Source organism: Pseudomonas sp. FBCC-B1565 (genome assembly GCF_059133265.1).
Genome location: NZ_CP101438.1, coordinates 5,793,056 through 5,804,166 on the forward strand (window position 1 = coordinate 5,793,056; position 11,111 = coordinate 5,804,166).

Sequence of the window (11,111 nt, forward strand, 5' to 3'; positions counted from 1 at the left end):
CCCAAGGACAACAGATCATTCTCAAAATGAACGGAGTTCAGCGCGTGTTTTCGATTTCCCGCCGTCAACTGTCGATGATTGCCGCAGCCCTGACCCTGGCTGCCTGTCATACCCCGGTCAACGAACAGCCTCCGGCACCGGAGCTGGGTTCCGGCTATCGCACCGACCTCACTACTCAACACGCCGAGCGCCATATGGCCGCGGCCGCCAACCCGCTGGCAGCCGAAGCCGGACGCGAGATGCTGCGCGTGGGCGGTTCGGCAATAGATGCGGCGATTGCAATGCAGGCAGTGTTGACGCTGGTGGAGCCGCAGTCCTCCGGCATCGGCGGCGGCGCGTTCATCATGTTGTGGGACGGGAAAAACGTACACGCGTATGACGGCCGTGAAACCGCACCGGCCGGGGCCACCGAGCGTTTGTTCCTGAGAGGCGACGGCACGCCGATGGCGTTTCCAGAAGCGCAAATTGGTGGACGCTCAGTCGGTACGCCTGGAGTACTGCGCGCGCTCGAAATGGCGCACAAGAAGACCGGCCGGTTGCAATGGGCCACGCTGTTCGAGCCGGCGATCCGCCTGGCGGAGCAGGGCTTCGCCATGTCTCCGCGCCTGCACAGCCTGATCGCGGCTGACCGTAACATCCCGCAGTCACCGGATATGGCGGCGTATTTCCTGAATGCCGATGGCACACCGAAAGCCACCGGCACCGTGTTGAAAAACCCGGCGCTGGCCAATGTGTTCAAACGCATCGCCAAGGAAGGCCCGGACGCGCTGTACCAAGGGCCGATTGCCGATGAGATCGCACGCAAGGTGCAGGGCCATCGCAACCCAGGCAGCCTGTCCCAGGCCGACCTCAAAGGCTACACCGCCAAGGAACGCACGCCACTGTGCACCGATTACAAGCAGTGGAAAGTCTGCGGCATGCCACCGCCATCATCGGGCGGGATCGCTATCGCGCAGATCCTGGGCACCTTGCAGGCGCTGCAAGCCCACGACATCGCAGCGATGCCACCGGTAAAAAGCGCCGCGCCTGCCGGCCTTGAACCAACGCCCGACGCCGTGCACCTGCTGGCCGAAGCCGGTCGCCTGGCCTTTGCTGATCGCGGTCTCTACGTCGCTGATGCAGACTTCGTCCCCGTGCCGGTCGCGGGCCTCGTCGCACCGGACTACCTGGCCAGGCGCGCCGCCTTGATCGGCGAGCGCAGCATGGGTATCGCCAAACCGGGCGTACCGGCGGGTATCCAGGTGGCCTATGCGCCGGATCGCTCGCCGCTGCGCATCTCCACCTCACAAGTGGTGGCGGTGGATGACCAGGGTGGTGCCGTGTCGATGACCACCACGGTGGAAGCGGCGTTTGGCTCCCATCTGATGGTCCAGGGTTTCTTGCTCAACAACCAGATGACCGACTTCTCGTTTATCCCCGAGGAGGACGGCCAGCCGGTGGCCAACCGCGTCGAGCCCGGCAAGCGCCCACGTTCGGCCATGGCGCCAACCCTGGTGTTCGACCGCAAGAGCGGCGAGCTGCTGGTCACGCTCGGCTCGCCCGGCGGCTCGCAAATCATCGAGTACGTGAGCAAGTCCCTGGTGGCGATGCTCGACTGGAAACTTGACCCGCAAGCGGCCATCAGCCTGCCGAATTTCGGCAGCCGTAACGGCGCGACCGAGCTGGAAAGCGGCCTGTTCAGCCCTGCACTGAAACAGGCCCTCAAGGACAAGGGCCATGCGCTGAGCGAGATCGATATGACCAGCGGCATCCAGGCCATCGTTCGCACGCGGGATGCCCAGGGCAAGGTGTCGCTCAGCGGCGGCGCCGACCCGCGGCGCGAAGGCGAAGCGGTCGGCGACTGAACACTTCAATCAACGGAGAAAACACGCGTGCATCAGGCCGATAATCTCGGCGCCATTCCTGGCGTCGATCATGGTTTTTGTTCGATCAACGATCCGCTGCGCCCGGCAGAGGTGTTTATCTGCAAGCAGGTGCATAGCGCCTCGGTGATCGAGTGGCAAGCCGACCAGGTACCCAATACCGTTGAGGCGGACGGGGTGTGCACAGGTGAGCATCAGCCCATCGCGGTGATCACCGCTGACTGCCTGCCCCTTCTCATTGCCGCGCAAAACGGCGAAAAGGTCGCTGCGGTGCATGGTGGATGGAAGGGGCTGCAAAGCGGGATCATCGCCAATGCAATCACGCGCTTTACCGACGAAGGAATTGCAGTCGACCAGTTGCGCGTGGCGATCGGACCGTCGATCAAACCGTGCTGCTATGAGGTGAGCGAGGGGTTTGTTGCGCAGTTCCAGGCTGACCAGGGGCACGTGTGGTCAACCGGGCGGGCGCCGTGGAGCCCTGTGCAGCCGGTGCCGTTGTTGCCCCCTGAAATTGCACCGCCCCATGCGCGGCAAATGGGCAGCGCGTGGTTTGACTTGAGCCGGTATGGGGTGATGCTGCTGCAAGCGGCCGGCATCCGGCGTGAACAAATCGAGGTGAGTGAGGTGTGCACTTACTGCACCTCCCCCACCTTTGCCAGCTACCGCCGCAGGACGCATCACCCGGAGGAAGTAAAGACACTGATTTATTCGTGGATTGCTCGTACGCAACGGTGAGAGAAAGCTTACCAAACACGGTCCCAGGCCCTGCTCATATCGCCGATACGCAAAGTGCCATGTCATTTTTTGCGATAAAACGCACCTTGAGCAGTACCCGTTATCCTGCGATTTTCTGGCCCGCCCGTTCTTGCCAGAGGCTACGTCAAAGACGTAGAATTCCGTGTGTTAACGATAATAGAATCCCCTCTGTTCAGCAGGTTATGGCCTGACTATTGGACCGAAGAGGAAAGAGGCATTTTCATGGCTTTTCTAGCCAGTCATCCTGAAGCAGGGACCGTTGTACCCGGCTCAGGTGGATGCCGAAAAATACGCTGGAGCCTGGAAGGTCGAGGCAAAAGTGGATCGGTACGAATCATCTACACCACACAACTGGCTTGCGGGGCCCTGGTAGCGCTACTGATATATGGCAAGGGCGCAACCGACAGTATTCCAGCGCACACCCTGTACAAAATCGCGAAGGAAATGAACCATGCCACTCACTGAGAAACAGCTGAAAGAACGGGATGCCAAACGCAACATCGGCGAAGAGTTCCTGGCCGCTGTTCAGGATGTTAAAGCGGGACGATACGGCTCGGTGAACCAGGTCGAAATCACTCAAGCCGCCGAAGCAAGAAGCAAGACCGGGTTGTCGCAACCCAAATTTGCTGAGCTTCTGGGCGTTTCGGTAAGAACCCTTCAAGAGTGGGAGCAAGGGCGTCGCTCCCCTTCTGGCGCAGCACGCTCCTTGCTGCATATCGCTGCAATCAGACCGGACGTCTTTCGGGAAGTCCTCAGTAACGCGTAATGGCGTTACTGAGCCACTGATGAACGACTACCGACTGATCTTCAACCCCTTGCGCCCTGCATGCCGCTCCAGCGCCAGCTCGATCAAGCGGCTCACCAGCTCGCTGTAGCTCATCCCCGCGGCCTGCCACAGCTTGGGGTACATGCTGATGCGGGTGAAGCCGGGCAGTGAGTTGATTTCGTTGATCAGCACTTCGTCATCATCGGTGAGAAACACATCGACCCGCGCCAGGCCGGAACAGCCCAGCACCTCGAAGGCCTCGATGGCCAACCGACGAATACGCTCGCTGGCGTCATGGCTGATATCGGCGGGCACCACCACCTGGGCGGCCTGGGCGTCGATGTACTTGCTGTCGTAGGAATAGAAACCGCTGCTCACCACAATCTCGCCGCAACCGCTGGCGATGGGGTGTTCATTGCCCAGCACGGCGCATTCGATTTCGCGGCCTTTTACAGCCGATTCGACCAGTACTTTTTCATCGAAACCCAGAGCCAGTTCGACAGCTGCATGGTACTCGGCTTCGTCGCCGACTTTGCTCACGCCCACCGATGAGCCCTGGTTGGCGGGTTTGACGAACATCGGCAGGCCGAGTTTGCTCACTGCCGTATCAAAGGCGGTACGCGCGGCAGTGCTGCGGGTCAGGGTGATGAATGGCGTGACGGCAATCCCGGCATCGCGCAGCAGGCGCTTGCTGATGTCTTTGTCCATGCACACCGCCGAGCCGAGCACGTCGGAACCCACGAAAGGCAGGTCGGCCATACGCAAAAGGCCTTGCAGGCAGCCGTCTTCGCCGAGGGTGCCGTGGACAATGGGGAAGATCACATCGACATGTTCCAGCAAGCCAGTGCCCGAGGTCTCCACCAGTTGCTGGCTGGCCTTGCCAGGCACCACCGCCAGCTCGCGGTTGGACTGGTTGAGGGCGATCAAGGCCGGGTTTTCCTGGTTGAGCAGGAAGTTCGAGGTGTCGTTGAGGTGCCAATGGCCGGCCTTGTCGATACCGATCAACACCGGCTCGAAGCGCGAGCGGTCGAGCGCATCGACGATATTGCGCGCCGACTGCAACGACACTTCGTGCTCTGCCGAACGGCCACCAAAAATAATACCTACCCGCACCTTGCCCATGACCCGACCTCACTGTTGAACGTAAGGCTTCTTACCACGGGCCGTCAGCGATTCGCTACCAGATGTGCACCGAACAACACGTAGCAACCGCCGGCAAAGCGGTCGAGCCACTTGCGCGATCGGCTGTAGAGCGTGGCCATGCGTTCGCTGGAAAACACCAGGGCGACGCTGGAATACCAACTGAACGACAAGGTGGCCATGGTGATCACCGCCAGGGTCAGCAACATCGGCGACGGCGAGGGCGGCATGGTTGACGCGAAGATGGTGGCAACAAACAAGGCGGCCTTGGGGTTGGACAAATTACCCAGCAACCCCAGGCGCCACGCGGAAAACAGCGAACGCCGGGCTTCGTCCGGCAGCACGTTCTGGCTCATGCTCGGTGAAGAGCGCTTGAACAGTTTCAACCCGAGGTAGATCAGGTAGCAGCCGCCGATGATCTTGAACGCCAGGTACAGCATCGGTGCCGCCGTAAACAGCGACTTGATGCCCAGGCCACCCGCCAGGCCCCACATGATCGTACCCGTGGCCACTCCGGCTGATGCCACCACACCATGGCGGCGCGAACAACTGGCGGCCAGTTGCGCCGTGTTGAAAAAGTTGGGGCCGGGCGTCACTACCGCAACGGTCCAGAGCAACGCCAATGACAGTAACGGCGCGGCGTACGGCAGGTTGGAGAACAGCATCGGACGGTCCCTCTTGCGATGTTGATAAGCGGCTACTGGTCGTCAGCAGGCGCGGGAATATGCACAAGCAAGTCACCCGGTTGGCAATCCAGGTAGGCGCAGATAGCATCCAGAGTCCCCAGCCTTACGCCCTTGACCTTGCCTTGTTTAAGCAATGACAGGTTCTGTTCGGTAATTCCGATAGCCGCCGCCAGGTCCTTGGATTTGACCTTGCGTCGGGCAAGCATAACGTCCAGCTCAATCACGATGGGCATTTGAATCTCATACAAACGTGCGGTTTTCAGAATCCACTTCATTGGCCTGCCACAGGATACGCGCAATGACCGCGATACAGGCTGCCAGGAACAATGCCACAAAGCTGGGGGCCGTCACACTCAGGCTGATCATTCGCTGGCCGACTGGCTCGTTCATCGTCACCCAGACACTCAGCAGCGGTTCACATAAAAAATCCAGCAAGACCCAAATTGCCACCGCTTTGCCGACCTTGCCCAAATGCAACGCTGCCGAACTGGAGAAATACTCGCCGCGCGCATAGTTCTGAAACAGCTTGCGCAGGTGATTCAAGCCACACGCCAGTGCCATCAGGGGGACGCTGGACAGTACGATTGCGCCCAGAACCTGCCACAAGGGGAACAAGGCCACCCGCTCGACGCGCCCTTGAATCTGACGATCGCTCAGAGCGAAGCCAAACCCGAGTCCATCAGCAGAGGAACTCAACACCGGAAACAGCCAGACAGCAGCATTGAGCACGAGCATGGTGATGATCAACAGGAGTGTGATCGTCGACATACGCTGGCTGAGTTGGGCAAGACGGTGGGTGTTCATAAAATGCCTCTCGAAAGGAATGTCGAGGCAAGATAGCGAAAAAATTATCGTAAAACAATAATAATTACTCATAAAACAATACAAAAATAATACAGTCGAGCGTTGCCTACTCCACTCGCACAATCGTACAAGACCCCGGCAGACAAGGGATGCAGACTGGGTTAACGTATTTCCCTCTCTTTTTTGTGACCCCTCACCATGGGCAAACCCACCGCCACCCTCGACTGGCTGCACCGCGCGCCCCATGCCAGTGGCCTGGATCGCATCGAGGCATACTTTGCCGGCTTCGCCTTCGACCCGCATCGCCACGACACTTACGCCATCGGGCGTACGTTGACAGGCGTGCAGAGCTTTCACTATCGCGGCGACATGATCCACAGTGTGCCCGGCACCACCATGGTGCTTCACCCCGATGAAACCCACGACGGCCACGCCGGCAGCGAAGAGGGCTTCAAATACCGGATGATTTACGTCGAGCCCTCGCTGATCCAGCAGATCCTCGGCGGCAAGCCATTGCCGTTTATCGCGGGCGGCCTGTCCACCGATCCCAGGCTGTTCCGCGCCAGTGAGGTGTTGCTGCAGAACCTCGACAACCCCATCGACCCATTGCAGGAACAGGACGCCCTGTTCGACCTGGCCCACGCGCTGAACAACGTCTCGGGCGGGATCATCAGCCGCAAGACCTTCGACTACGTGGCCGCCGAGCGCGCCCGCGAATTTATCCACAGTGCCCTGGGCCGCAGCATCACCCTGGATGAAATGGCCGACCACGCCGGTCGCGATCGCTGGGCCTTGTCGCGGGATTTTCGCCTGCTGTTCGGCACCAGCCCCTATCGCTACCTGACCATGCGCCGCCTGGACCTGGTGCGCAGCCTGCTGGCCCAGGGCCAATCGCTGGTGGACGCGGCGATGATGGCCGGCTTCACCGACCAGAGCCACATGACCCGGCAATTTCGCAGCACCTACGGCATGCCGCCGTCGCGCTGGGTGAAGATGCTCGGGCGCTGACAAGGCTTAGAGCGCGTGCCCATCAATCGGCTGGCCGATGCTGAGAAAATGCCCGCCCGCCACATGGTGCAAGGTGCGCAGTTGATCATGCCCTTCGAAGTGCCAGCGGCCGTCGCTGAATACACGCTCTTCGGCATAGGCCGCGACCACTTCGCCGAGGAACAGGTCGTAGGTCTGCTGATTATGCGGCTCGGGCAACAGACGACATTCCAGCCAGGCCACACAGCCTTCCAGCAGCGGAGCCTGAGTGTATTCGCCATTGAATGTTTGCAGGCCGTAAGCGGCAAACTTGTCGGTGTCGGCACCGGTGACGTTACCGACGGTTTGCACCAGATCGGCCTGCGCCACGCAAGGCACCTGCAGCACAAACGTGCCGGCGCCTTCCAGCAGTTGGCGGGTCCAGGTGGCCTTGTCCAGCACCACCGCCACTTTCGGCGGTTCGAAATCCAGCGGCATGGCCCAGGCCGCTGCCATGATATTGCGCTGGCCGTTGTGGGCAGCGCTCACCAGCACCGTAGGGCCATGGTTGAGCAAGCGGTAGGCCTTGGACAGAGGGACGGGGCGACGGTGGGTAGGGCTCATGGACAGTCGACTCTTCATACCAGAAAGCCCCTACGATACCTGAAGCCCTACGCTCAACTCGACAGTTGGTTGGCGAACTGCCCCACCGCGCTGACCACCTTCTGCGCACCGTCCTGGATTTCCACGATCACCGTGCCCGCTTCGGCAGCCAGCGCCAGGCCTTGTTCGGCTTGCAGGCGACCGTCGGTCATCAGGGCAACCGCATCGCGGGCCATGTCCTGGTTCTGACGCACCACGCCGACAATCTCCTCGGTGGCCTTGCTAGTGCGCGAGGCCAACTGCCGTACTTCATCGGCGACTACCGCAAAACCACGGCCCTGTTCGCCGGCACGCGCGGCTTCGATGGCGGCGTTGAGCGCCAGCAGGTTGGTCTGTTCGGCAATCCCGCTGATGGTCTTGACGATGGTGCCGATCACCTGGGACTGGGCGTTCAGCGCCTCGATGCCGTCACCGGCCTGTTGCATGTGCTTGGCCAGGTCGCGCATCACATCCACCGCCTGAGTGACCACGGTGGTGCCACGCTGGGCGCTGTTGTCGGTTTGCAGCGAGGTGCTGTAGGCAATGTTCGCCGCTTCCGCGACCGCCTGCTCCTGGTTGACCTGATCGGTGATGACCGTGGCGAACTTGACCACTTTGTACAACCGGTCATTGGCGTCCAGCACCGGGTTATAGGTGGCTTCCAGCCACACCACACGGCCATGGCTGTCGACCCGTTTGAAGCGGGCCGCAACGAACTCACCGGCGTTCAAGCGCTTCCAGAAGTCCTGGTACTCGGTGCTGTTGTATTCCTCCGGCTCGCAGAATATCCGGTGATGCTTGCCCTGAATCTGCGCCAGGCTGTAACCCATGCCTCCAAGGAAACGGTCATTGGCCGTCAGCACGTGGCCACCGAGGTCGAACTCGATCACGGCGGTAGAGCGCACCAGCGCGTTCATGAGGTTTTCATGCTCACGGGAGGCTTCGATGGTGCGGGTGAGGTCGCTGGAATAGATCGAAAAATGCTTGATGCGCCCATCGGAACTGCGCACCGGCTGCACAATCGAGCGCAGCCAGGCTTCCTGGCCATTGCCCCGCATCAGGCGCACGGTGCCGGCGAAATGCTCGCCGCGCACCAGGGCGTTCTTGAAGCGTTGCTGGAACTCATCCCTGCGCACGTGGGCCGGCTCCAGGTCTTCGATCGCGCGCCCCAGCAGTTGGCCACTCTGGTAAGCCAACTCCTGCAGGAAGTTGGCGTTGGCCCATTCCACCCGGCCTTCGGCGTCCAGCGTCAGGCACAGCATTTCACTTTCCAGGCTCTCCTTGACCTGATTCAAGCTGGACAATTCTTCGCGAAGAGCCGACAGCTCCTGCTTCAAACGGGTGTTGAACATGGGGCACCGATGATCAAATGACGGAGAGGAATCTGACCTGCATCGGCGCTGCCGGCATTTTCTTAAGCGGTCTTCCGGCCCTGGCCCAACTATTTTTTTGGATCCATCAGCCACCGTTATTTCGGCACACGCCCATCACTTGATACTCAAGGGTATTGAGCTTGCCGCTGGAGTCTTCATAGGTCATGCGCGACGGCACCGGGTTGCACGAGCGGATCGGCGGCGTGACGTTGACCACCGTGGCGATGTCCAGCTTCATGCCATAGCGATAGGCCTGCACCTCGGGCGCCGGCTTGCCCTTTTTGGCGGCGTAGTCAGCCATGGCTTTCTCATTACGCTCCATCATCAGTGCGAACGTACGGTCCCCCCCACCTTCAGCCAACACACCGAACGACAAGACTGCAGTTAAAACACCCAGCGCGACTTTATAAAGTTTCATGATTAGTTCCTCGACTGAAAGATTCAGTGCGCAGACTAACCAACTGACCCTGACGCAATCTTCACCAGAACATTACTTATCTGTTAGATAAGTGTGAGCTTCCAGAATTGTAATCTTCGCGCCACTTCTTCGTTATCTGTGGTTTGCAACTATCAGCCCGGGCCAGATCAATAAGAACGCCCACTCTTATAAGAAGCTGAAACTGCCAACACCCAGGAGCGAACCATGCGTATCCGTTATTACAGCCTTCCCCTTTCACTGTGCGCCGCGTTCCCGCTGACCGCCGTGGCGGTAGAAGACCCGCCCGAGGGCTTTGTCGAAGGCAGCCGCTTCAATGTGCTGGCGCGAAATTTCTACTTCAACCGCGATGATCGCAAAGGCCAGTCCAGCCCCACCGGCAATGGCTATTCAGAGGCCTGGGCGCAGGGCTTGATCGGCCGCTTCGAATCCGGCTTTACCCAGGGCACCGTGGGCTTTGGCGTGGATGCATTCACCATGGTCGGCATAAAGCTGGACTCGGGCACCGGCCGCAGCGGCGGCAAAGGCTCCTTCGGCGTGCTGCCGGTGGACGGCGAAAACCACCCCGAGGACACCTACAGTAAAGTCGGCGGTGCCGCGAAACTGCGCGTGCTGGATACCGTCATCAAGGCCGGCGACGTATTCCCGCTGACGCCGGTCGTGGCCTACGGCGATTCACGCGTGTTGCCGGAAAGCTTTCGTGGCGTGACCGCACAAAATACCAGCCTCGAGGGCCTGACCCTGCAAGGCGGGCGCTTGAACGGCATGAGCCAACCGAGCGAAAGCGGCATGAACAAAGGCTTCGCGACCTTCTACGCCGGGCCCGTCGACTCACCGTGGATCGGCTATTTCGGCGGTGATTACACCGTCAACCAACACCTCAGCGTCAGCCTCTACAGCAGCCGCTTGAAAGACGCCTGGGACCAATACTACGTCGGCAGCGCCGCCAGCTATCCGCTGGCTGAAGAAGTCTCGCTGTTCGGCGACGTCAACTATTACAAGGCGGTGGACGAAGGCCAGAAAAAGCTCGGTGAATTCGATAACAACATCTGGAGCGCCAGGCTCGGGGTGAAGGTCGGCGCCCACAGCCTGGCCCTGTCCCACCAGCGCAACAACGGCGATGACGACTTCGACTACCTGCGCCAGTCAGACTCGATCTTCCTCAACAACTCGATCCAGTACAGCGACTTCAACTCGCCCAAGGAGCGCTCGTGGATGGTGCGCTACGACCTGGACATGCAGGCATTCGGCATCCCCGGCCTGTCGTTCATGACTCGCTACGGCAAAGGCACCGGCGCCGACTACAGCAACGCCAACGCGGTGTACATGCGTCGCGATGCAGCTGGCACCCCACTGACCGATCAACGCCGCTGGGAGCGGGATATCGAGGCCAAATACGTGGTGCAAAGTGGAAACTTGAAAGACTTATCACTGCGACTGCGCCAGGCAACCGTGCGCTCAAGTGCATTCGAGTCGGACTTGGAAGAAGTTAGGCTGATTATCGAGTCTCCAATTGCAGTGCTTTAAGGGAGGCCAATTACATTCACTTGCCGATGCGCTACATCTCTTCACAGGTTGAAGTCTGTCAGAACTGTAATATTCGTCTCACTCTCTTGTTAAGTTGCACTTTCTACACTGCACACCCAACACATCTCATCTCTGCGGCTTTTGTGTAGCTCC

12 protein-coding genes and 1 pseudogene are annotated in these 11,111 nt (G+C 60.0%); 5 read left to right on the forward strand and 8 right to left on the reverse strand.

Going from position 1 to position 11,111, the window contains the following annotated elements:
- The first annotated feature begins 26 nt into the window (after positions 1-26).
- From ggt to NL123_RS26955, 3 genes are all read left to right on the forward strand, one after another.
- Positions 27-1,844, forward strand: a complete 1,818-nt coding sequence (ggt, locus tag NL123_RS26945) for a gamma-glutamyltransferase (RefSeq protein WP_494356686.1) — start codon at positions 27-29, stop codon at positions 1,842-1,844.
- A 27-nt stretch (positions 1,845-1,871) separates the two neighbouring features.
- Positions 1,872-2,597 (forward strand): peptidoglycan editing factor PgeF, encoded by a 726-nt coding sequence (gene pgeF / locus NL123_RS26950; protein ID WP_494356687.1) that lies wholly within the window; start codon positions 1,872-1,874, stop codon positions 2,595-2,597.
- 472 nt (positions 2,598-3,069) lie between these two features.
- Positions 3,070-3,384 carry a helix-turn-helix domain-containing protein gene (locus tag NL123_RS26955; RefSeq protein ID WP_494356688.1) on the forward strand — a complete coding sequence of 105 codons (315 nt, stop codon included), beginning with the start codon at positions 3,070-3,072 and terminating at the stop codon, positions 3,382-3,384.
- Positions 3,385-3,411: 27 nt separating this feature from the next.
- On the opposite strand, the gene ddlA is transcribed toward NL123_RS26955, so the two are convergent.
- From ddlA to NL123_RS26975, 4 genes are read right to left on the reverse strand one after another with little or no spacing between them, the layout of a single operon-like run.
- A complete protein-coding gene (gene ddlA, locus NL123_RS26960) occupies positions 3,412-4,506 on the reverse strand; it encodes a D-alanine--D-alanine ligase (RefSeq protein WP_494356689.1) in 1,095 nt (364 codons plus the stop codon).
- A 44-nt stretch (positions 4,507-4,550) separates the two neighbouring features.
- Positions 4,551-5,189, reverse strand: a complete 639-nt coding sequence (locus NL123_RS26965; RefSeq protein ID WP_248485982.1) for a LysE family transporter — start codon at positions 5,187-5,189, stop codon at positions 4,551-4,553.
- 32 nt (positions 5,190-5,221) lie between these two features.
- Positions 5,222-5,443: a helix-turn-helix domain-containing protein gene (locus NL123_RS26970; protein WP_248485981.1), complete on the reverse strand. Its 222-nt coding sequence runs from the start codon at positions 5,441-5,443 to the stop codon at positions 5,222-5,224.
- Positions 5,444-5,450: 7 nt separating this feature from the next.
- The gene (locus tag NL123_RS26975; protein WP_248485980.1) at positions 5,451-6,014 is read right to left on the reverse strand and encodes a DUF2975 domain-containing protein; all 564 of its coding nucleotides are present in this window, start codon (positions 6,012-6,014) and stop codon (positions 5,451-5,453) included.
- Positions 6,015-6,212: 198 nt separating this feature from the next.
- Between NL123_RS26975 and NL123_RS26980 the strand changes: the two genes are divergently transcribed.
- Complete coding sequence (locus NL123_RS26980) at positions 6,213-7,022, forward strand: AraC family transcriptional regulator (protein WP_248485979.1); 810 nt, start codon at positions 6,213-6,215, stop codon at positions 7,020-7,022.
- Between the two features lie 6 nt (positions 7,023-7,028).
- Here the strand turns inward: NL123_RS26980 and NL123_RS26985 are convergent, their stop codons facing one another.
- The 4 genes and pseudogenes from NL123_RS26985 to NL123_RS27000 all read right to left on the reverse strand — a co-directional run bounded on the left by NL123_RS26985 (position 7,029) and on the right by NL123_RS27000 (position 9,413).
- Complete coding sequence (locus NL123_RS26985) at positions 7,029-7,604, reverse strand: flavin reductase family protein (protein ID WP_494356690.1); 576 nt, start codon at positions 7,602-7,604, stop codon at positions 7,029-7,031.
- 53 nt (positions 7,605-7,657) lie between these two features.
- The gene (locus tag NL123_RS26990; RefSeq protein ID WP_425274728.1) at positions 7,658-8,089 is read right to left on the reverse strand and encodes a methyl-accepting chemotaxis protein; all 432 of its coding nucleotides are present in this window, start codon (positions 8,087-8,089) and stop codon (positions 7,658-7,660) included.
- 156 nt (positions 8,090-8,245) lie between these two features.
- Positions 8,246-8,974 (reverse strand): annotated as a pseudogene (locus NL123_RS26995) (PAS domain-containing protein); the annotation flags it as partial.
- Between the two features lie 106 nt (positions 8,975-9,080).
- The gene (locus NL123_RS27000) at positions 9,081-9,413 is read right to left on the reverse strand and encodes a DUF2790 domain-containing protein (RefSeq protein ID WP_494356691.1); all 333 of its coding nucleotides are present in this window, start codon (positions 9,411-9,413) and stop codon (positions 9,081-9,083) included.
- Positions 9,414-9,638: 225 nt separating this feature from the next.
- Between NL123_RS27000 and NL123_RS27005 the strand changes: the two genes are divergently transcribed.
- Positions 9,639-10,958, forward strand: a complete 1,320-nt coding sequence (locus NL123_RS27005) for an OprD family porin (protein WP_494356692.1) — start codon at positions 9,639-9,641, stop codon at positions 10,956-10,958.
- Positions 10,959-11,111: the final 153 nt, after the last annotated feature.

Excerpts from the sequence above, each read along its gene's own strand:
- ggt (WP_494356686.1), top strand. The coding sequence starts at position 27 with ATGAACGGAGTTCAGCGCGTGTTTTCGATTTCCCGCCGTCAACTGTCG.
- NL123_RS26955 (WP_494356688.1), top strand. The coding sequence starts at position 3,070 with ATGCCACTCACTGAGAAACAGCTGAAAGAACGGGATGCCAAACGCAAC.
- ddlA (WP_494356689.1), bottom strand. The coding sequence starts at position 4,506 with ATGGGCAAGGTGCGGGTAGGTATTATTTTTGGTGGCCGTTCGGCAGAG.
- NL123_RS26965 (WP_248485982.1), bottom strand. The coding sequence starts at position 5,189 with ATGCTGTTCTCCAACCTGCCGTACGCCGCGCCGTTACTGTCATTGGCG.
- NL123_RS26970 (WP_248485981.1), bottom strand. The coding sequence starts at position 5,443 with ATGCCCATCGTGATTGAGCTGGACGTTATGCTTGCCCGACGCAAGGTC.
- NL123_RS26975 (WP_248485980.1), bottom strand. The coding sequence starts at position 6,014 with ATGAACACCCACCGTCTTGCCCAACTCAGCCAGCGTATGTCGACGATC.
- NL123_RS26980 (WP_248485979.1), top strand. The coding sequence starts at position 6,213 with ATGGGCAAACCCACCGCCACCCTCGACTGGCTGCACCGCGCGCCCCAT.
- NL123_RS26985 (WP_494356690.1), bottom strand. The coding sequence starts at position 7,604 with ATGAGCCCTACCCACCGTCGCCCCGTCCCTCTGTCCAAGGCCTACCGC.
- NL123_RS26990 (WP_425274728.1), bottom strand. The coding sequence starts at position 8,089 with ATGCGCGACCTGGCCAAGCACATGCAACAGGCCGGTGACGGCATCGAG.
- NL123_RS27000 (WP_494356691.1), bottom strand. The coding sequence starts at position 9,413 with ATGAAACTTTATAAAGTCGCGCTGGGTGTTTTAACTGCAGTCTTGTCG.
- NL123_RS27005 (WP_494356692.1), top strand. The coding sequence starts at position 9,639 with ATGCGTATCCGTTATTACAGCCTTCCCCTTTCACTGTGCGCCGCGTTC.